Here is a 19,443-nt window from a genome sequence, read left to right as displayed (position 1 = left end):
GCGATTAGTTTGGATTGATGAGTTGGCTGAGCCGCTCGCTCAGCACATCCCCCAGCAGCGGCTTCTCCACCAGGCTCACGCCCCGCACCCCACGCCGCAGCAGCCGCTCGGCGTCCCCCGTGAGCACGATGACCGGCCGCCCCTCCAGCGGCTCGGGCCAGACCCCGCCGCCATCATCGACCACCACGGCCGCCGCCGGCCGTCCATCCGGGCGCGTGCCCACCACATACCCCTCTGTCTCCAGCGAGAAGCGCAGGGCCTCGCGCAGGGGCTCGTCCTCGACGAGCAGCAGGATCAGGGGAGCCTCGGACATGGCGGCGAAGATCGGCGCGGCCGGGTCCCGTCGCCTTGATCCGGCTCAAACCGTCGCCACCCGCATCCCCGCGTAAGGGGGCTTCCTTAGGCGCGGCTCCCGAATTTCGCGGCCCCGGGAAAAGGCGCAAGACCCTAATAACAGAAGGGTCTTTCCATGCTGTCTCCGCTCCGCCTCGACACCGCGCCCATCGCCCTGGACGGCGCCCTGGATCCCGTCCTGGCCATCCCCGCCGCCTGCCCGCATTTCTCGCGCGACGAGGAGATCTTCGGCGAGGGCGAGACCGCCGACTACGTCTACCAGGTGGTCTCGGGCGCGGTGCGGACCTACCGCATCCTGCGCGACGGCCGTCGGCAGATCGACGAGTTCCACTTCGCCGGCGACTATTTCGGCTTCGAGATCGGCGAGGCCCACCGCGTCACCGCCGAGGCCCTGACCGACGCCAGCGTCCGCATGATCCGCCGCCGGGCGCTCAGCGACCTGGCCGCCCGGCGCGGCGACGCGGCGCGAGCCATCTTCCGCCTGACCGCCGAGGGCCTGCAGCGCAGCCAGGACCACGTGCTGATGCTGGGCCGCCGCTCGGCGCAGGAGCGCGTCGTCGGCCTGCTGCTGGACATCGCCGAGCGCACCCACGCCGACGCCGAACTGGACGTGCCGATGAGCCGCCAGGACATGGCCGACTATCTGGGCCTGACCATCGAGACGGTGTCGCGGACGCTGACGGCCTTGCAGGAGGAGGGACTGATCCAGCTCCCAACTGTCAGGCACGTGGTGCTGCGGGATCGGCGGGCGCTGGAGCGGATGGTGAGCTGAGGGGTCAGGAACTCCTTCTCCCCTTGCGGGAGAAGGTGGCGCGCAGCGCCGGATGAGGGGTCGAAAGGCCTATGCGGATAGCGGAGTGAAACCCCTCACCCGACCCGCTTCGCGGGCCACCCTCTCCCGCAAGGGGGAGAGGGAAAGGCCCTCAAACACCCCCCTCGTCCGACCGCTCCAGCCCCGCGATCGTCGCCTCTTCCGTCGCGCCGCCCTGGTTGATCGAGCGCAGCACCGTCTGCCGCAGCGCATAGCCGACCAGCGCCGCCAGGATCAGGGCGTTCAGCACGAACGGTCCCCAGCCGATCTTCTCGTAGAGCAGCACGAACAGCGGTGCGACGACCACGTTCAGGCCGTTGATCGCGGCGATGGCCCCGGCGGCGCCGGCCTGGTCCTTGGCGTCGACCGACAGCGAGGCTCCGGCCGTGAAGCCGGGCCGGGCGAAGCCGTAACCCAGGCTGGCGATGGCGTAGCCGATGGCGACGGCCGCGTAGTCGGGCGCGAAGGCGACGATGATGTTGCCCAGGGCCGCGCAGCCCACGCCCCAGCGCATCAGCTCGCGCGGACCCATGCGGAACATGCGGATCAGGCCCCACTGGGCCAGCAGGGCGGCCACGGCCCCGGCGGCCATGGCCAGGGTGATGAAGCCCTGGGCCTTCATCGGCGGCAGGCCCAGCTTGTCGATGATCAGGAAGCCCAGGGTCTGGGTCTGGGCCGTCTGGCACGAGGCGACCAGGAAGCCGAAGATCAGGAACGGCTTCAGGCGCGGGTCGCGCCAGAGCGCCGCGCCGCCGCCACGCCAGGGCAGGCCCATCCGGCGGCGCGGCGGCGTCTCGCCGCGTCCGGGCTTGAAGGTCTCGTGCAGGCCGCGCTGGACGATCACCATCATGACGGCGGCGATGATGGCGAAGGCGAACATCGGCCCGGCCAGGCCCACGATCGGCAGCACGAACATCGGCGCCAGCAGCGGCCCCACCACGGTGCCCAGGCCGAAGGCGCCGGCCAGGGTGGCCATGGTCTGGGTGCGCTCCTCGCGACTGGTCCGCTCGGCCATATAGGCCTGGGTCGCCGGATTGGCCGCCGAGCCGAAGCCGCCGAACAGCGCCCGGCACAGCAGGAAGAGGACGAAGATCACCATCGGCGGCGCCAGGTGGTGCAGGCCGGCCGAGACGACGATGGCGCACAGGGTCATCGACACGCAGAACCCGCCCAGGCCCAGCAGGATCAGCGGCTTGCGGCCTCGGATATCGGACTGGCGGGCCCAGATCGGCGAGGTGATCGCCCACAGCACCGCCGACAGCGAGAAGATCGCCGCGACCATGGCGTCGGGAATGCCGATCTGCCGGCCGATCGCCGGCAGCACCGACAACATGCCGTTGTTCCCCAGGGCGGTCGCCACCGACACGCCGAAGAGGATGGCGAACGCGCCTCGGTCGATCCGAGTCCCTTTGAGCTCCCCAGTCATCAAACGACCGTTAGACCCGTCGCGAGGCCGGCGCAATGTGTCGCGGGTCACAGTCCGCCCGTCAGAAGTGTGAGAACCTTGGATTAATCATTAACCGCGATAGTGCGCCGTCAAACTCGGGGTTCGGCCTACCACCATGTTCCAGATCATCGGCATCGTCCTGCTCTTCGGCCTGGTGTTCGGCTCGTACATCATCTCGGGCGGCAAGATGGACGTGATCATTCACGCCGCGCCGCACGAACTGATGGCCATCGGCGGCGCCGGCATCGCCGCGTTCCTGATTTCGAACTCGATGACGGTCATCAAGGCCACCCTGGGCGGCTTCGGCAAGATCTTCGCCGGCCCCAAGTGGAAGCCGCAGGACTATCGCGACCTGCTGTCGCTGCTGTTCCTGCTGACCAAGACGATGAAGTCCAAGGGCGTCATCGCCCTGGAAGCCCACATCGAAAAGCCGCACGAGAGCACGATCTTCTCGCGCTACCCCAAGATTTCCCACGACCACTTCGCCGTCGACTTCATCTGCGACACCCTGCGGATGATGACCATGAACCTGGAAGATCCCCACCAGGTCGAGGACGCGATGGAGAAGCAGCTCGAAAAGCACCACCACGAGGCCCACCAGGCCGCCCACGCCCTGACCATGCTGTCGGACGGCCTGCCCGCCCTGGGTATCGTCGCCGCCGTGCTGGGCGTCATCAAGACCATGGGCTCGATCACCGAACCGCCGGCCGTCCTGGGCGGCATGATCGGCGGCGCTCTGGTCGGTACGTTCATGGGCGTGTTCATGGCCTATGGCCTGGTCGGCCCGATGGCCACGCGCCTGGGCGCGGTGCTGGACGAGGACCACGCCTTCTACAAGATCATCCAGGCCGTTCTCGTCGCCCACCTGCACGGCAACGCCGCCCAGATCTCGGTCGAGATCGGCCGCGGCAACGTGCCCAGCTCCGCCCAGCCCAGCTTCGCCGAGCTGGAAGAGGCGCTGTCGCAGATCCCGAACGAGTAGCGTTTACGAGCGCGCTGTTAGCGTCGCTTGTAGAGTCTCTGGCGCGGGCATTAGCGCCTCGTAACTTGCACGGGCTTTCGAACCGGTATTCCTTTTGCCCAAAGCGCCGCCGAGGCGGCCAGCAAGGGGAAACACCATGAGCACCATCCGCAAACTCATCATCGCCGGCATCGCCGTCTCGGCCCTGTCGCTGACCGCCTGCGGCAAGAAGGAAGAGGCCGGCGCCGATGACGCCGCCGCCAAGGCCGCCGCCGCCGACGCCTCGACCGTGACAGACGCCGCCTCGGCCAAGGAACAGGCCGCCGCCGACGCCAACAAGGCCGCCGCCGACGCCGCCGCGGCTCCCGCCGATCCGGCCGACACCGCCGCCGACGCCGCCGCCACCGGCGCGACGAGCGCTCCGGCCTCGGCTCCGGCCGAAGCCAAGCCGGCGGAAAAGCACGAAGAGAAGAAGGCGGCTCACTAGGCGCAGCGTTCAGGGTTCGAACGGGACACCTCAAAACCTCCCGTCATTCCCGCCCTTGTGGCGGGAACCCCTGGTTCAGCTGACACGTGAGACGCCAGCGGACTGCTGAGCAGTCCGCCCCTCCCGCACCTGCGGCGGATAGAGGGGTTCCCGCCACAAGGGCGGGAATGACGAAGTGTTTGGGAAAGGGCCGCTCCCTCGGGTGCGGCCCTTTTTCGTTGACGCCCGGCGCGCACCGGCGCTCTAGCAGCCCCATGGATCCCACCGCCCCTTCCAGTCCGCTCGTCTGGCGCGAGGACGGCCTGCCGCAGTCCAGCCTGTACGGCGACGTCTATTTCTCCAGCGTCGACGGCCTGGCCGAGACGCGGGCGGTGTTCCTGGCCGGCTGCGGTCTTCCCGAGCGCTTCGCCGAGCAGCGCGACCTCGTGGTCGGCGAGCTGGGCTTCGGCTCGGGCCTGAACATCGCCGCCCTGCTGGACCTGTGGCGGCGCGAACGCCCCGCCGGACACCACCTCCACATCTTCTCGATCGAGGCCCACCCGCTGGCCCGCGACGAGGCCGCCCGCATCCTGGCCCACTGGCCCGAGCTGGGCGAGGCGGCCCAGGTGCTGCTGGACCACTGGCCGGGCAAGGCGCGGGGTTTCCATCGCATCGACCTGCCCGGCTTCGACGCCACCCTGGACCTGGCCGTCATGGACGTGATCGAGGCCCTGGAGGCCTGGGACGGCGCGGCCGACGCCTGGTTCCTGGACGGCTTCTCCCCTGCCCTGAACCCCGCCATGTGGCGCGAGGAGGTGCTGGCCGCCGTCGCCCGTCGCTCGGCGCCGGGCGCAAAGGCGGCGACCTTCACCGTGGCCGGCGCCGTGCGGCGCGGCCTGCAGGCCGCTGGCTTCGAGATCGCCAAGCGCGAAGGCTTCGGCCGCAAGCGCGAGCGGCTGGAGGCTTGGCTACCGGGTGAGCGCAAGGCCGCGCCCCGCCCGGAGACCCTGGCCATCGTCGGGGGCGGCATAGCCGGCGCGTCCCTGGCCCGGGCGGCGCGGGCGCAAGGCCTGGCCGTCACCGTCATCGACGCCCCCGACGGCGTCGCGGCCTCCGGCAATCCCGCCGCCCTGGTCACCCCGGCCCTGGACGCCGGCGGCGGCCCCCGCGCGGCGCTCTATGCCCAGGCCCTGGCCCGCGCGGTGACGCTGTACGAAGCCGAGCCCGGCGCCGTGATCGCCCGCGACGTCGTCCAACTGGCCAGCGGCGAGCGCGATCCCGCCCGCTTCGCCACGGTCGCGGCCCAGGACCTGTTCGAGCCGGGTACAATGGTCGCTCTCGACGCCGAGGAGACCGCCGCCCGCATCGGCGCCGCGACCCCGGCCCTGGCCATGGGCGCGACCCTGGTCATCGAACCGCCCGTGGTGACCTCGGCCTGGACCGGCGAAGTCGTCCGCGCCCGCGTCGCCGACCTCCGCCGCGACGGCGAAGGCTGGCTGCTGCTGGACGAGACCGGAGAGGTCATCGCCCGCGCCGACCGCGTGGCCCTGGCGGGAGGGATCGCCGCCAGCGCCCTGGCCGGCGTCGCGCTGAAACCCGTGCGCGGCCAGGCCAGCTGGGCCGGCGGCGTCTCGACCCCGCCCGTGGCCTTCGGCGGCTACGCCATCCCCACCCGAACCGGCGTCCTGTTCGGCGCCACCCACGACCGCGACCAGACCGCCGTCGACCTCCGCCCCGAGGACCACGCGCGCAACCTCGCCACCCTGGCCAAGGGCCTGCCGGACCTGGCGGCGCAACTGGCGGACGAGACCTTCGAAGGTCGCGCCGCCATCCGCGCCACCACGCCCGATCGCCTGCCCTTGGCCGGACTCCGCGACGATGGCGTGCTGATCCTGACCGGTCTGGGCTCGCGCGGCTTCTGCCTGGCACCGTTGCTGGCCGAGCACCTGGTCGCCAGGGCCCTGGGCCTGCCCTCGCCCCTCCCGCGCGTTTTGTCGCACCTGGTGGATTCGCGGCGTTTCGACTCGCCCGACATGAGCATCGGCGTATAGTCGAACACGGTTATCGGAATGGCCGAAGCGACCAGTATTGTGCAACGGGCGTTCTTCTCACACGTGAGGCCGGCGCCCCTTCAGCCGGTCGCGTGACGGCGGTCCTCCGCCCTCTTGGTCCGCCGGATTGGACGCTCCCGACGCCCCATCGGGAGCGTCTTTCCGTTTGATCCCCCCTCTCCTCCCCCGCTGGGGGAGGTGGCCCGGAGGGCCGGAGGGGGCAGCGCGGCCTAGGTCCAGATGGCCCCCTCAGTCGCGGAGTTTATCCTCGGGCCGACCTCAGGTCGGTCCCGGGGACGACAGCTCCCCCGAGAGGGGAGCAAAAGAAAAGGGGCCGGCCTTTCGGCCAGCCCCAAATCGTTCGATCGCGCTTCCGGTTATTGGAAGCTGCCTATTGGAAGTTGATCGAGACCGTCGAACGGCGGTTCAGCGGTTCCTTGACGCCGTCGCCCGTGGAGACGGCCGGAGCGCTTTCGCCCTTCCAGTCGACCGCCAGGCTGGTGGCGTTCAGGCCCATGCTGACCAGGCCATCGGCCACCGCCTTGGCGCGGCGCTCCGAGAGCTTGCGGTTGTAGGCGTCCGAGCCCGAGGTGTCGGTGTGACCCGTCACCGTGACCTTGGTCGCATTGCCGCCCTTGGCGTATTCGGCGGCCTGCTGGACCACGGCCTGGGCTTCTGGCGTCAGCACGTACTGATCGAACGGGAAGTAGACCACGAACTCACGCGCCTCGTAGGCCGGCGGCGGAGGCGGGGGCGGCGGGGGCGGAGCCTCCGGAGGCGGCGGGGGCGGAGGCGGCGGCGGCGGGGGGGGAGGCGGCGGAGGCGGCGGCGGAGGCGCCGAGCCGAACGTGTAGCGTAGGCCCAGGGTCACCGAGGTGTCCTTGTAGCGGCCCGAGAACGTGCCGACGTCCGTGATGTTGCCGCCGGGAGGACCGGCGTTCTGGGTCACCGAACCCCAATCCAGCTTGGTCGTGCGCAGATAGCGGCCGGTCAGGTCCATCGACCAGTTGTCCGACAGGTTCCAGCCCACGCCGATCAGACCCTGCATCGCGAACGCCTGGTCGACGTCGTCGAAACTGGTGTTCTGGAACGGCGCGGCGCCGGCCGGGACGCCCGACAGCTGGCCGTAGACCTTGTTGTGCACCCAGGCGGTGCCGACGCCGGCGCCGATGAACGGGTTGAAGGTCGAGCTGGGGGCCATGTCGAAGATGACATTGGCCATCAGGGTCGAGGCCTTCCACTTGCCGACCGGCTCGCCGCAGGCCGGCGAGGCCGAGGTGCGGCCGATGCCGGCGGTGCAGAGGCCCACCGGCTGGCCGCCGCCGGCGGCGCCGGTTCCGCGCACGCTCTGCACGTCGCCGGGGCGATAGCCGTACTCGGCTTCCACACGCCAGTTCGGCGAGAACTTGTAGCCAAGGCGGCCGAAGGCGGCCCAGTCCTTGTCCGTCGAGAACGTCCAGTCGTAATTGTTGGTGGAGCGCGCCTTCACGTCCGCCGGCTCATGGTAGCCGGCGTCGCCCGCGACGTACCAACCGCTCGTGGCGCTCTGGGCCATGGCGCCCGAAGCCGCGCCCAGCGCGACCGCAGCGACGCCGACCAGCAACCGCATCTTCATCTTGAAACCCTCTTTTACATATGTCGCGGGCCGGACACGTCCCCGGGACCCAGCACGACAAACGCGCCATCTCGAATTTTGGGTGTTGCCGATGGGCCACAAGAATCGGGCAATTGTGAAAATTGTGGCGACGGAGGCCTTCATGCGGCCGTGTCTAGCTTGGCCGAAAACCTGCGCGCACTTGTCGCGAACTGCCAAGATTGCAGGGGAATCCGGCGACAGTCATACTTCGTGCGTGGGGCGAGTGGAGTATGACCGTGAGTACTGAGACCTTCATCGAAACTCGCCCGAACGCCGACGGCATGAACGCCGACGTCTTTGGCGGCGACGCCATCGGCGCCGACGCGATCACCGGCGGCGACACGCCCAACTACTTCGTCAACGCGGATAACCGCACCGGCATCGTGGCGGGCAAGACCAGCCTGACCGTCGACCAGGCCGCCATGCAGCTGCTGCGCGACGAGCCCGGCTGGGGCGGCAAGTTCGAGACGGCTCAGACCATCAGCTACGCCTACCGCTCGACGGCGCCGAACAAGATGCCGAGCGACGTCAGCGGCTTCACGCGCTTCAACACCGCCCAGATCATCCAGGCCGAGAAGGCCCTGGACGCCTGGGAGGACGTGGCCAACATCCACTTCGTGCGCGTGGGCGAAGGCTCCAGCGGCGACGAGGCCTACAGCAACAGCGCCACGATCCTGTTCAGCAACTACACGGCCGGCGAACTGGGCGCGGCCGCCTTCGCCTACTATCCGGGCGACGAGTCCTTCCAGAGCCAGCTCGGCGACGTCTGGGTCAACGGCACGTTCAGCTACAACATCAATCCGACCAGCACGAACTACGGCGGCATGGTGCTGGCCCACGAGCTGGGCCACGCGATCGGCATCGCCCACCCGTCCGAGTACGATTCCGGCGTCACCTCGCCCACCTACGCGGCCAACGCGCAGTATTACGAGGACAGCCGCCAGTACACGATCATGTCGTACTTCAGCGAGTCCAACACCGGCGGCTCGTTCAACGGCGCCTATGCCGCCGCCCCGCTGCTCGACGACATCGCCGCCGCCCAGAAGGCGTACGGCGCCAACATGACCACGCGCACCGGCGACACGGTGTACGGCTTCAACGCGACCGCCGGCCGCGACTGGTTCAGCGCCACCACCACGTCGAGCAGGCTGGTCTTCGCCGCCTGGGACGCCGGCGGCGTCGATACCTTCGACTTCTCGGGCTACAAGGTCGCCCAGACCATCGACCTGCGCTCGGGCTACTTCTCCAGCGTCGGCGGCCTGACCGGCAACGTCACCATCGCCATGGGCGCGGTGATCGAGAACGCCATCGGCGGCTCGGGCAACGACACCATCAACGGCAACGCCTTTGGCAACCGCATCATCGGCGGCGGCGGCAACGACGCCATCGACGGCGGCCTGGGCGCCGACGAGGTGGTCCTGACGGGCAAGTTCGCCAGCTACGCCATCGTCGCCTCGGCCAACGGTGGCTGGCAGCTGAAGGACAACGGCGGCACGGGCGACGGCACCGACACCGTCGTCAACGTCGAGACCTTCAAGTTCTCGGATCGCGACGTCTCGATGGTCGACAGCCGCGTGGCCCTGGCCATGGCCAATGTCCTGCGCCTGGCCACCTTCGCCCCGGGCTCGGAAACCATGACCAAGAGCCTGGCGGCCTCGATCGCCGCCGGGACCGACTACACCGCCGCGATCACCACGGTGACCAAGGCCGCGATCTCGACCAGCGCGGTGGCCGTGCTGAGCTACCAGTTCTTCACCGGCAAGACGCCGTCGTCGGCCGGCATGGACTATCTGGTCTCGCCCGACGGCTCGAACACCAACAACCTCAACAGCGCCTACTACCAGTCGTTCAGCATCGAGAACCGCTACATCAACTTCGCGGTCAACCTCGGCAAGGTCGGCGAAGGCGCGGCCAGCTTCACCACCAACTACGGCGGCCTGTCGCTGAGCGACGCGACCAAGAAGGCCTACACGACGATCTTCGGCCTGACCCCGACGGACGCCAAGGTCGCCGACCTGCTGGGCGGCGCCCTGACCCTGAACGGCCAGACCATCACCCGCGCCGACTACTTCGCGCTGTACGGCCAGGACGGCCTCAACGGCCAGGGAACCAAGGCGGCCATGGTCGGCTGGCTGATGGCCGAGGCCGAGAAGGCCGATATCGGCCTCTACGCCAAGACCGCCGACGCCTTCTTCGCGCTGCTGGTCACCGACAACGTCTATGGCGTCGACATGATCGGCCTGTACGGCAAGCCGGAATACAACCTGACCTGAGGGGGCGCGAGCTGGGCGGAAACACGCGGCGGCGGGCCTGGCTCGCCGCCGTTTTTCGTTGCGGACGAATCCTATCGGCCCCGCGAGCGTTCTCCCGTCAGGAGACCGCCATGCCCTACACCGTCCGCGCCCGCCACCTGCACGGCCACCACGGCCGGCGGTTCGAAGACCAGACCCCGGAGTCGGCCGTCACCGCCTATCTGGAAGACTTCGCCTTCGACCCCGACGACGAGGGCGCGCTGTCGCTGATCGTGCGGGACGAGGAGACGGGGCGGGAGACGTGCTTCCGCATCGACCTGGTGACGGGGGAGCGGGAGGCGTGCGGGTGACGGCGTAGACGAGCCGCGCGCCCTCAACCTTCAAATGCAAACTTGCAACCGCCAGTTAAGCCTTGGTAATGTGCGAGCTGTTTGGCGGCTGACCGTGTCTTGAATAGCATCAACACCAACAAGCTCGCGCTTCTTGCTGCGCAAGCGATGAATAGCGCAAACGCCACGCTCGCCATTGCGCAGAAGCGCGTATCCACTGGACTTTCCGTTACGGGAGCCAAGGACAACGCGGCTATCTGGGGCATCTCCCAGAGCATGGAGGCGCAACAGAGAAGCTGGCGCGTCGCCAATGACAGTCTCTCACGTGGACAATCGCTAGTCGCCGTGGCCTCAGCTGGCATGGACACGATCACCGATCTTCTGCGGCAGGCGCGGGAAAAGGCCGTCGCTTTACGCGATCCATCCTTGAGCGGGGAGTCGAAGGCCTCGCTGCGCTCCGACCTTCAGAGCTTGGTCCGTCAGATCGATAATACGGCTCTACTGGCCGAGTTCGATGGCAAGAAACCGTTGGCGGATATTCTGACCCCGTCCACCTCGACCCAGACCAACACCTCCTATGGGCCTGTTCCGACGTCTCCCGCGACGCCGCCCGCCCTCGCCAGCATCCCCCAGAACGTCTCGGGCGCAGCAAGCTGGACTTTTACACGCAACGCTGGCTCGACCCCCGGACGCATAGACTTCTACCTCGATGCCTACGGCCTACCCGATATTCTGGAGATCTGGCAGAACGGCCAACGCGTCGCCGCGACGGGGCAACCCTATGCCTCAGGCGGCGCGCCGGTGGGACCAGGCGCACCGGTGCAGTTCCAGAACATCGTCAGCTTCGACTACGACCCCAACCAAGGCCAGTCCTTGGAATTTCGCTTCAACGAAAATGTCGCCGCTTCGGGGTCCGCCTTCGAAATAGGCGGCGTCGTATTGGACACGACAGGGGGACCGCCGCCCACGACGAGTTCGAGCACCACGACCACGCCGGTCACGACATCCGTGGCGACGACATACGAGTTCGTCAGAACCTCGGAGGGGGCCTTGGAGGGCGTCGCTTCGCGCCCCATGACGGCGGAAGCGCTCGGGCTGGACAAGGTCGACTGGAACGATCCCCAGCCGCTCCTTGCCACGATCGACGCAGCCATCGCGAAAGCCTTGGATACGGCGACCTACTTTGGAGAGCGAGCCAAGACCTTCGACCGCCTCATACAGCAGAATGGCCTTCTCTCCGACACCTTGGAGACGGGTGTTGGCAATCTGGTGGACGCCGACATGGGCCGTGAAGCGGCGCGCCTTCAGGCCGCCAAGATCAAAACAGAACTTGCCGCCAAGACCTTGGGAATTGCGAGCTCGCAATCCAATTGGCTGACAAACCTGTTCCGAAGATAGCCGAGGCGCACAGGGCCGCACGGCAAGAACAACTGAGATTCTCAGGAAGGAAATGGTGGACGCGACAGGGATTGAACCTGTGACCCCTACGATGTCAACGTAGTGCTCTCCCGCTGAGCTACGCGTCCGCCGAAGCGAGCCGAACCGTCTCCGAAGAAACGTCCCGGCCGGGAAGGTGTGGGGGTATAGCGGCGGCTTTGCCGGTGCGCAAGCCGCCGAGGAACTTTTACCCGATTTTTTTCGGGCAGAACCGCTAACCCCTTATGCGGCCATCATCTTTTCCACCTCGGCGACCAGGTCGCGCAGGTGGACGGGCTTGGACAGCACCTTGGCGCCGGCCGGAGCGCGGTCTTGCGCCGACAGGGCGACGGCGGCGAAGCCGGTGATGAACATGATGCGCAGCTCGGGATCGCGAGCGGCGGCCTGGCGGGCCACCTCGATACCGTCCATGCCGGGCATGACGATGTCGGTCAGCAGCAGGTCCCAGGGGTGTTCCAGGTGCTGGACGGCTTCCTCGCCGTCCGCGCAGGCCTGGACCTCGAAGCCGGCGCGCTCGAGCGCACGGGCCAGGAAGCCGCGGAGGGAATCATCGTCTTCGGCGAGAAGGATGCGGGCCATTAAGGTCTCGGGTCCGGAAAAGTCGTCGATAGAAGCGCACCTTATCCTGTTGTCCGTAAATCGGGGATGAACCTAAACGTCGCGGCTGTGGACGGATAAGGCGCCATCCGTGGATTGCCGTTTGACCCGACGCGGCCGGCCTTCGATGATGCGCCATGAGCGCTTGGCGGCCGATCTCCACGGACCAACTGGCGACCGCGCCCCTGGAGACGTTCGGCGGCCCGGCGTTCGAGGTCGTGCGCGCCGCGCCGGCCGGGGCGCCGCCGCCCACGGCCCTGGTCTTCGCCTCGCCCCATTCCGGCGGCGTCTATCCCGACGACATGCTGAACGCCGCCCGCCTGCCGGTGGAGACGCTGCGCGCGTCCGAGGACGCCTTTGTCGACCGCATCGTCGACGGCGCGCCGGCCCTGGGAGCGGCGGTGATCCGCGCCCGCTTCGCCCGCGCCTATGTCGACCTGAACCGCGAACCCTGGGAGATGGACCCGGCGATGTTCGACGGCGACCTGCCCGAATATGCCAAGGGCCGCTCGGCCCGGGTCGCGGCAGGGCTGGGCACGATCCCCCGCGTCGCCGGCGAGGGCCGGCCGATCTACGCCCGCAAGCTGACCTTCGGCGAGGCCAAGAACCGCGTGGAGCTGGCCCACCGCCCCTATCACGACGCGCTGGACCGCCAGTTGGCCTCGGCGCGCACGACGCACGGCGTGGCGGTGCTGATCGACTGGCACTCGATGCCGGCGGCGGCGGCGCGCGGCCAGCGGGCCAAGAGCGGCGGCCCGTGCGACATCGTGCTGGGCGACCGCTTCGGCGCGGCCTGCTCGCCCAAACTCACGGGGCTTGTCGAACGCGAGCTGGAGGCCCTGGGCTACCGCGTCGTGCGCAACGCCCCCTATGCCGGCGGCTACACCACCGAACACTACGGCCGCCCGGCCAAGCGCACCCACGCCCTGCAGATCGAGATCAACCGCGCGCTCTATATGAACGAGACCACGCGCGAGCCGACCGAGGGGTTGGCCCAGCTGACGCGGGATGCGGAAACCCTGACGCGGGCGCTGGTCGGGATGGATCTCGGAGAGCTGCGGTAGCGGTTGGAGCCCCTCCCCTCTCCCCTTGCGGGAGAGGGTGGCCCGCGAAGCGGGTCGGGTGAGGGGTCACGCCGCCCTATCGGACAGGCCTTTCAACCCCTCATCCGGCGCTGCGCGCCACCTTCTCCCGCAAGGGGCGAAGGGGATTTAGACCCTGACCACCCGATGCAGCTTGTGCATCTCGTCGCGCCGCAGGCCGCCGATCGCGGCCGCGACGCAGGCGGCGAAGGCGCTGGTCAGGGCGCCGATCCCTAAGAACAGCGAGACCTGCGCGCCGATCTGGGCGGCGCGGAGCATCTCGCCCGGCGACAGGTCGGCCGCGGCGGGCGCGGCCGTCGGCGTCGCCAGCGCGCCGAGCGCCAGAAGGCCCACCACGCTCACCGCCCAGGCCAGCAGGCCGTGCGCGGTGTCGCGGAAATAGGTCTCGTGGTCGTGGACGTGCAGCCACTTGGTCCGCAGCCGTCCGGCCAGATAGCCGCCCAGCATGCTGGCCACGACCTGGCAGGCGACGAAGACCGCGCCGATCGCGGGCGTGAAGTCCTGGGCCGTCAGGCCCACGGGCCAGTGGGGCGTCATCTTCAGGCCAAAGCCGGCGCCTAGCGACAGCAGGACGAACAGCATGGCCACGGTCGCGGCCGCGCCGGCCCAGACCGCTTCCCAGCTGACCGCCGATTGGTGCTCGTCCGGGATGTCGGACGGCGAGAGCTCGGTTCCATAGGTCATGGCGCCCGCCTCAGAAGTGGTGGGTGCAGAAGGCGAGCAGCAGAATGATGGGGAGCGGCACCCCAAGAAGCGCCAGGAGGATCGATCGCATCGCGTCAGCGTCCTTGCTCAGAAGGAAGCCGCCTGCGTCGTGCAGCACGGCCGTGTTTTCGCTGAACGGGGAGAGCCGAGCCGGGGTTCCAGACTTGCTGGCGGGCGTCGAACGCCGGGAAATACGGACGAAACGGGGCTTCGGGGCCACAAAGGCCAAAAAAAAGCCCGGCGAAACCGCCGGGCCAGTTCATTAGGGAGGAAACGCCCAGGAAGGGCAGAAGCGGCAGCGCCGCCTCACAGGATTGTTTATAGGGTGCGGCGCAAAATTAGGCAAGCAGAAAATCACATTTTAATGTCGATTTTTCCGGAGGGGATTTAACCAATCCCCTTACACAGCAAAGGATCGCGAAACGTCGCTATTCGAAACTGCCTAAAATTTGCTCATGCTGCAGTGCACAATTTGTTGCGTTTGAAACGGTCTCTCGTGAGAACACCTCGCAAAGCCAAGCCCGGCAAGGGTTTGATGTTGACACCGGTTACCTGCGACAAGTGTTTCAAGGGGTTAGGGGTGGATAAATCGGCCGCAGTCGCGTAAAAGCCGCGCGCCTGACGCGTAGAGCGTCATCTCCTATTCCTCCCGCCGATCCTATTCCTCCGGAAAGTCCGTCCGTCCCCATGTCCATGCGAAATATCGCCATCATCGCGCACGTCGATCATGGCAAGACCACCCTCGTCGATCAGCTGCTGGCCCAGTCGGGCGTCTTCCGCGCTAACGAAGCGACGACGGAACGCGCCATGGACTCCAACGACCAGGAGCGTGAGCGCGGCATCACCATTCTGGCCAAGTGCACCAGCGTGCTCTGGAACGGTGAAGCGGGCGAAACCCGCATCAACATCATCGACACCCCCGGCCACGCCGACTTCGGCGGTGAAGTCGAGCGGATCCTGGGCATGGTGGACGGCTGCGTCCTCCTGATCGACGCCGAGGAAGGCGTCATGCCGCAGACCAAGTTCGTGCTGACCAAGGCGCTGAAGATGGGCCTGCGCCCGATCCTCTGCATCAACAAGGTCGACCGCGCCCACGCCGATCCGGACCGCGTCCACAACGCCGCCTTCGACCTGTTCGCCGCCATCGGCGCCACGGACGAGCAGCTGGACTTCCCGCACATCTACGCCTCGGGCCGCGCCGGCTGGGCCACGCTGGACATGAACGTGCCCAGCGACAACCTCGGTCCGTTGTTCGACCTGATCGTCCGCCACGTGCCGGAGCCGAAGCAGATCGCCAAGAAGGACGCACCGTTCCAGATGCTGAACGTGCTGATCGAAAGCGATCCGTTCCTGGGCCGCCTGCTGACCGGCCGCATCGAGAGCGGCAAGGCCGTCCCCGGCATGGCCATCCATGCCCTCGACCGCGACGGCAAGGAAATCGAGCGCGGCCGCATCACCAAGGTGCTGGCCTTCCGCGGCCTGAAGCGCCAGCCGATCGACGAGGGCGCCGAAGCCGGTGACATCGTCGCCATCGCCGGCATGTCGAAGGCCACCGTCGCCGACACCCTGTGCGCCATGGACGTCACCGACGCCCTGCCCGCCCAGCCGATCGATCCGCCGACCATCTCGATGACCGTCTCGGTCAACGACAGCCCGCTGGCCGGTCGCGAAGGCGACAAGGTCCAGTCGCGCGTCATCCGCGACCGTCTGCTGAAGGAAGCCGAATCGAACGTGGCCATCAAGGTCGCCGAGACCAGCGAAGGCGACGCCTACGAAGTCTCGGGCCGCGGCGAACTGCAGCTGGGCGTTCTGGTCGAGAACATGCGCCGCGAAGGCTTCGAGGTCTCGATCTCGCGTCCGCGCGTCGTGTTCCAGACCGATCCGGAAACCGGCAAACGCCTCGAGCCGATGGAAGACGTCATGATCGACGTCGACGACGAGTTCTCGGGCATCGTCATCGAGAAGCTTTCGCTCCGTAAGGCCGAGCTGAAGGACATGGGTCCGTCGGGCGCCGGCAAGACCCGCATCCAGCTGACCGCTCCCTCGCGCTCGCTGATCGGCTATCAGGGCGAGTTCCTGACCGACACGCGCGGTTCGGGCGTGCTGAACCGCGTGTTCAGCCACTACGAGCCCTACAAGGGCGCCATCGACCAACAGCGCAAGGGCGTGCTGATCTCGAACTCGGACGGTGAAACCGCGGCCTACGCGCTGTGGAACCTGGAAGAGCGCGGCGTGATGTTCGTCGGCGCCGGCGAGAAGACCTACCTCGGCATGATCATCGGCGAGAACGCCCGTCAGGACGACCTCGACGTCAACCCGATGAAGGCCAAGCAGCTGACCAACGTCCGCGCCTCGGGCAAGGACGAGTCCATCCGCCTGACCCCGCCGCGCCGCATGACCCTCGAACAGGCCATCGCCTATATCGAGGAAGACGAGCTGGTCGAGGTGACCCCGAAAAACATCCGCCTGCGCAAGCAGATCCTGAACCCGTCGTTCCGCAAGCGTCGCGTCAAGGAAGAGTAGGACCTCTAGGGGTTCGAAATTGGGGCCGCCGTTCGAAAGGACGGCGGCCTTTTTCTTTGGGATCACCCCTTTTCCTCCGATTTCCCCGGCGAATGCCGGGGCCCAGATGGAAGAACGCCCGGGTGGGCTCTAATAGCGGGGCGACTTTCCAGCCCCCCAGGCGCCGTGAGATCTGGGTCCCGGCATTCGCCGGGAAGATCGGCGTGAGAAGAGCCTCGCGCGAACACACGCCCCAACTCATTTCGCGCCTCGGTCTTCTTGAGTCGCGCAATCGACTTAACCGTGTTTTTACCCGACCGAACGATGGTCTCCGCAGGGAAATTCGCTCCGTCTCGCCAGAGGGCCCGTGCGCACTGTCGCCAGCACGTTGATCCATCGCGGCCTCGCCGCCCTGTCGCCCTCGGTCCCCGAGGCGATGGCGGGTCGCGTGCGCATGGAGCAGGTGCAGAGCATCCTGCGCATGACGCCCGTGATGATGGGCGCCAACATCGTCATCGCCTTCCTGGTTTCGCTGGCCGCCCTGACCGGGCAACACCGCGTCGGCGTCGGCGTGTGGGCCGCCCTGGTCATCTGCTACGCCCTGCTGGGCCTCAAGGGCTGGGTCGCCGCCCAGAACCGCAAGTCGGTCAAGTCCACGGTCTCGGCGCGCGGCGTCAATCGCATCACCTTGCAGGCCGGCCTCCTGGGTTGCCTGTGGGGCGCCCTGCCGATCCTGACCATGTCCGGGACCAACGACTATTCCGGCGCCATGCCGATGCTGGTCGCCTCGGTGATCGCCGGCATGATCGGCTGTGGCGGCTTCGCCATGCTGACCCTGCCCGCCGCCGCCATCGCCTATTCGACCCCGATGGTCGCCGGCTCGCTCTACGTGCTGGCCGTCAGCGGCAATCCGATCCTTTACGCCCTGGGCGGCCTGCTGATCTTCTGCCACATGGTGGTCAGCGTCTCGTGCCTGTCGCACGCCAAGATCTTCGCCGACCGCATGGTCGCCGCCGAGGAGCTGGAGAAGCAGACGCAGGTCGTGTCCCTGCTGCTCTCCGACTTCGAGGAAGGCGCCAGCGACTGGCTGTGGGAGGTCGACGCCCACGGCGCCCTGACCTACGTCTCCGACCGCATGGCCGCCGCGTCCGGCGCCGACAAGGACGCCCTGATCGGTCGTCCGATGTCGGAGCTTTGCGGCGCGCCCGAGGGGCCCGCCGGCCCCATCGCCTCGCTCACCGCCCTGTTCGCCGAGCAGAAGACCTTCCGTGACGTGACGGTCCCGATCCGCGTCGGCGCCGAACATCACTGGTGGTCGCTGTCGGCCAAGCCCGTGCACGACCTGGACGGCCAGTTCACCGGCTTCCGGGGCGTCGGCGCCGACATCACCCAGGCTCGCGAGGACCAGGCCCGCATCTCGCGCCTGGCCCACTACGACGTCCTGACCCAGTTGCCCAACCGCCTGTCGTTCCTGCAGGCCCTGGGCAAGGCCTTCGCCGACCATGGCAAGATCGAAGCCGCCGGCTGCGCCGTGCTGTGCCTGGACCTCGACCACTTCAAGGGCGTCAATGACAGCCTGGGCCACCCGATCGGCGACGACTTGCTGATCCAGGCCGCCGCCCGCCTGCGCGATGTCGTGGGCGATGCGGGGCTGGTCTCGCGCCTGGGCGGCGACGAGTTCGCCGTGGTCATCGCCCCCTCGCCGGGCGCCGAGGCCCTGGGCGCCCTGTCCCAGTCGATCGTCGACCAGCTCTCGCGCCCCTACGACGTGCGCGGCCACAACGTGCTGATCGGCGCCAGCGTCGGCATCGCCGTCGCGCCGCAGGACGCCGAGGATCCCGACGGCCTGCTGAAGAACGCCGACCTGGCCCTCTACCGCGCCAAGGGCGACGGTCGCGGCGCCTGGCGCTTCTTCGAGACCTCGATGGACGTCTGGGCCCAGGAGCGCCGCGCGCTGGAACTGGACCTGCGCGACGCCCTGGCCAACAACGAGCTGAAGCTGTTCTTCCAACCGCTGATCGGCGCCAGCGAGCACGAGGCGACCGGCTTCGAGGCCCTGCTGCGCTGGCAGCATCCGCGCCGGGGCCTGGTGCCGCCGGGCGAGTTCATCGAGTGCGCCGAGCAATGGGGCCTGATCGGTCGCATCGGCGAGTGGGTGCTTAACGAGGCCTGCCGCACCGCCGCGACCTGGCCTTCGCACCTGACCGTGGCCGTGAACCTGTCGCCCAACCAGTTCGCCTCGGGCGATCTCGTGGCCCAGGTCCAGGCCGCCCTGACCGCCTCGGGCCTGGCCCCCGCGCGCCTGGAGCTGGAGATCACCGAGGGCCTGCTGCTGCACGACAGCGCCAAGACCCTGGAGCAGCTGGCCGCCCTGAAGGCCCTGGGCGTCAAGATCGCCATGGACGACTTCGGCACCGGCTATTCCAGCCTGGCCTATCTGTGGCGGTTCCCGTTCGACCGCATCAAGATCGACCGCTCGTTCGTGGCCGAGATGCAGGACAACACGGCCATCGCCGACATCCTGCGCACCATCGCCCTGCTGGGCCAGACCCTGAAGCTGGAGGTCACGGCCGAGGGCGTCGAGACCCAGGCCCAGGCGACCCTGCTGGCCGACATGCGCTGCAACACCTTCCAGGGCTTCCTGTACGGCCGCCCGATGCCGGTGTGCGACATCCCCAGCTTCCTGGTCTCGAACCTGGCCCGCCAGATGCGCCGCGAGGGCGAGGCGGGCGCCGCCACCGACGAGACTGCCGTCGGGTAAATCCCGATCGTCCGGCTGCGGAAAAACACGC

General features: G+C 68.1%; 16 protein-coding genes, 1 tRNA gene and 1 pseudogene. 10 read left to right on the top strand and 8 right to left on the bottom strand.

Features of this window, described 5'->3' with window-relative positions; genetic code table 11:
* Nucleotides 1-4: 4 nt before the first annotated feature.
* A complete protein-coding gene (locus tag AC07NN_RS02520) occupies nucleotides 5-313 on the bottom strand; it encodes a nucleoside transporter (protein WP_494637563.1) in 309 nt (102 codons plus the stop codon).
* Between the two features lie 156 nt (nucleotides 314-469).
* On the opposite strand from AC07NN_RS02520, the gene fixK reads away from it, so the two are divergent.
* Entirely contained in the window at nucleotides 470-1,126 is a 657-nt protein-coding gene (gene fixK / locus AC07NN_RS02515) for a transcriptional regulator FixK (RefSeq protein ID WP_494637562.1), read from the top strand.
* 151 nt (nucleotides 1,127-1,277) lie between these two features.
* On the opposite strand, the gene AC07NN_RS02510 is transcribed toward fixK, so the two are convergent.
* The gene (locus AC07NN_RS02510) at nucleotides 1,278-2,591 is read right to left on the bottom strand and encodes an MFS transporter (RefSeq protein WP_494637561.1); all 1,314 of its coding nucleotides are present in this window, start codon (nucleotides 2,589-2,591) and stop codon (nucleotides 1,278-1,280) included.
* Between the two features lie 136 nt (nucleotides 2,592-2,727).
* Between AC07NN_RS02510 and motA the strand changes: the two genes are divergently transcribed.
* Nucleotides 2,728-3,594 (top strand): flagellar motor stator protein MotA, encoded by an 867-nt coding sequence (gene motA, locus AC07NN_RS02505; protein ID WP_494637560.1) that lies wholly within the window; start codon nucleotides 2,728-2,730, stop codon nucleotides 3,592-3,594.
* 136 nt (nucleotides 3,595-3,730) lie between these two features.
* A complete protein-coding gene (locus tag AC07NN_RS02500) occupies nucleotides 3,731-4,060 on the top strand; it encodes a hypothetical protein (protein WP_494637559.1) in 330 nt (109 codons plus the stop codon).
* A 35-nt stretch (nucleotides 4,061-4,095) separates the two neighbouring features.
* Here the strand turns inward: AC07NN_RS02500 and AC07NN_RS02495 are convergent.
* A pseudogene (locus AC07NN_RS02495) lies at nucleotides 4,096-4,246 on the bottom strand (hypothetical protein); the annotation flags it as partial.
* A 68-nt stretch (nucleotides 4,247-4,314) separates the two neighbouring features.
* Here AC07NN_RS02495 and mnmC2 point away from each other — a divergent pair.
* Entirely contained in the window at nucleotides 4,315-6,090 is a 1,776-nt protein-coding gene (mnmC2, locus tag AC07NN_RS02490) for a tRNA (5-methylaminomethyl-2-thiouridine)(34)-methyltransferase MnmC2 (RefSeq protein ID WP_494637558.1), read from the top strand.
* A 391-nt stretch (nucleotides 6,091-6,481) separates the two neighbouring features.
* Here mnmC2 and AC07NN_RS02485 read toward each other — a convergent pair whose 3' ends face one another.
* Nucleotides 6,482-7,705, bottom strand: coding sequence for an OmpA family protein (locus tag AC07NN_RS02485; protein ID WP_494637557.1), 1,224 nt, complete (start codon nucleotides 7,703-7,705; stop codon nucleotides 6,482-6,484).
* Nucleotides 7,706-7,956: 251 nt separating this feature from the next.
* On the opposite strand from AC07NN_RS02485, the gene AC07NN_RS02480 reads away from it, so the two are divergent.
* The 3 genes from AC07NN_RS02480 (at nucleotide 7,957) to AC07NN_RS02470 (ending at nucleotide 11,705) form a co-directional block, all read left to right on the top strand.
* Nucleotides 7,957-9,999: a M10 family metallopeptidase gene (locus AC07NN_RS02480; protein ID WP_494637556.1), complete on the top strand. Its 2,043-nt coding sequence runs from the start codon at nucleotides 7,957-7,959 to the stop codon at nucleotides 9,997-9,999.
* Between the two features lie 110 nt (nucleotides 10,000-10,109).
* Complete coding sequence (locus tag AC07NN_RS02475; protein WP_494637555.1) at nucleotides 10,110-10,328, top strand: DUF5961 family protein; 219 nt, start codon at nucleotides 10,110-10,112, stop codon at nucleotides 10,326-10,328.
* 99 nt (nucleotides 10,329-10,427) lie between these two features.
* Nucleotides 10,428-11,705 carry a flagellin N-terminal helical domain-containing protein gene (locus AC07NN_RS02470; protein WP_494637554.1) on the top strand — a complete coding sequence of 426 codons (1,278 nt, stop codon included), beginning with the start codon at nucleotides 10,428-10,430 and terminating at the stop codon, nucleotides 11,703-11,705.
* 53 nt (nucleotides 11,706-11,758) lie between these two features.
* On the opposite strand, the gene AC07NN_RS02465 is transcribed toward AC07NN_RS02470, so the two are convergent.
* Nucleotides 11,759-11,833, bottom strand: a tRNA-Val gene (locus AC07NN_RS02465).
* Between the two features lie 133 nt (nucleotides 11,834-11,966).
* Nucleotides 11,967-12,323, bottom strand: a complete 357-nt coding sequence (cpdR, locus tag AC07NN_RS02460) for a cell cycle two-component system response regulator CpdR (RefSeq protein WP_494637553.1) — start codon at nucleotides 12,321-12,323, stop codon at nucleotides 11,967-11,969.
* Nucleotides 12,324-12,478: 155 nt separating this feature from the next.
* Here cpdR and AC07NN_RS02455 point away from each other — a divergent pair, with 155 nt between their 5' ends.
* Nucleotides 12,479-13,405, top strand: coding sequence for an N-formylglutamate amidohydrolase (locus tag AC07NN_RS02455; protein WP_494637552.1), 927 nt, complete (start codon nucleotides 12,479-12,481; stop codon nucleotides 13,403-13,405).
* Between the two features lie 147 nt (nucleotides 13,406-13,552).
* On the opposite strand, the gene AC07NN_RS02450 is transcribed toward AC07NN_RS02455, so the two are convergent.
* Both AC07NN_RS02450 and AC07NN_RS02445 read right to left on the bottom strand, forming a co-directional pair.
* Nucleotides 13,553-14,128 (bottom strand): hypothetical protein, encoded by a 576-nt coding sequence (locus AC07NN_RS02450; protein ID WP_494637551.1) that lies wholly within the window; start codon nucleotides 14,126-14,128, stop codon nucleotides 13,553-13,555.
* A 10-nt stretch (nucleotides 14,129-14,138) separates the two neighbouring features.
* Nucleotides 14,139-14,267 carry a hypothetical protein gene (locus AC07NN_RS02445; RefSeq protein ID WP_494637550.1) on the bottom strand — a complete coding sequence of 43 codons (129 nt, stop codon included), beginning with the start codon at nucleotides 14,265-14,267 and terminating at the stop codon, nucleotides 14,139-14,141.
* A 569-nt stretch (nucleotides 14,268-14,836) separates the two neighbouring features.
* Here AC07NN_RS02445 and typA point away from each other — a divergent pair.
* Both typA and AC07NN_RS02435 read left to right on the top strand, forming a co-directional pair.
* A complete protein-coding gene (gene typA / locus AC07NN_RS02440) occupies nucleotides 14,837-16,672 on the top strand; it encodes a translational GTPase TypA (RefSeq protein ID WP_494637549.1) in 1,836 nt (611 codons plus the stop codon).
* A gap of 346 nt (nucleotides 16,673-17,018) precedes the next feature.
* Nucleotides 17,019-19,412 (top strand): putative bifunctional diguanylate cyclase/phosphodiesterase, encoded by a 2,394-nt coding sequence (locus AC07NN_RS02435; RefSeq protein ID WP_494637548.1) that lies wholly within the window; start codon nucleotides 17,019-17,021, stop codon nucleotides 19,410-19,412.
* Nucleotides 19,413-19,443 lie beyond the last annotated feature (31 nt).

The organism is Caulobacter sp. GW821-FHT09H08 (genome assembly GCF_059415885.1).
This window is presented reverse-complemented; position numbering and strand designations above follow the sequence as displayed.

Excerpts from the sequence above, each read along its gene's own strand:
- AC07NN_RS02510 (WP_494637561.1), bottom strand. The coding sequence starts at position 2,591 with ATGACTGGGGAGCTCAAAGGGACTCGGATCGACCGAGGCGCGTTCGCC.
- AC07NN_RS02520 (WP_494637563.1), bottom strand. The coding sequence starts at position 313 with ATGTCCGAGGCTCCCCTGATCCTGCTGCTCGTCGAGGACGAGCCCCTG.
- fixK (WP_494637562.1), top strand. The coding sequence starts at position 470 with ATGCTGTCTCCGCTCCGCCTCGACACCGCGCCCATCGCCCTGGACGGC.
- AC07NN_RS02480 (WP_494637556.1), top strand. The coding sequence starts at position 7,957 with ATGACCGTGAGTACTGAGACCTTCATCGAAACTCGCCCGAACGCCGAC.
- cpdR (WP_494637553.1), bottom strand. The coding sequence starts at position 12,323 with ATGGCCCGCATCCTTCTCGCCGAAGACGATGATTCCCTCCGCGGCTTC.
- AC07NN_RS02500 (WP_494637559.1), top strand. The coding sequence starts at position 3,731 with ATGAGCACCATCCGCAAACTCATCATCGCCGGCATCGCCGTCTCGGCC.
- AC07NN_RS02450 (WP_494637551.1), bottom strand. The coding sequence starts at position 14,128 with ATGACCTATGGAACCGAGCTCTCGCCGTCCGACATCCCGGACGAGCAC.
- typA (WP_494637549.1), top strand. The coding sequence starts at position 14,837 with ATGTCCATGCGAAATATCGCCATCATCGCGCACGTCGATCATGGCAAG.
- motA (WP_494637560.1), top strand. The coding sequence starts at position 2,728 with ATGTTCCAGATCATCGGCATCGTCCTGCTCTTCGGCCTGGTGTTCGGC.
- AC07NN_RS02455 (WP_494637552.1), top strand. The coding sequence starts at position 12,479 with ATGAGCGCTTGGCGGCCGATCTCCACGGACCAACTGGCGACCGCGCCC.
- AC07NN_RS02475 (WP_494637555.1), top strand. The coding sequence starts at position 10,110 with ATGCCCTACACCGTCCGCGCCCGCCACCTGCACGGCCACCACGGCCGG.
- AC07NN_RS02485 (WP_494637557.1), bottom strand. The coding sequence starts at position 7,705 with ATGAAGATGCGGTTGCTGGTCGGCGTCGCTGCGGTCGCGCTGGGCGCG.
- mnmC2 (WP_494637558.1), top strand. The coding sequence starts at position 4,315 with ATGGATCCCACCGCCCCTTCCAGTCCGCTCGTCTGGCGCGAGGACGGC.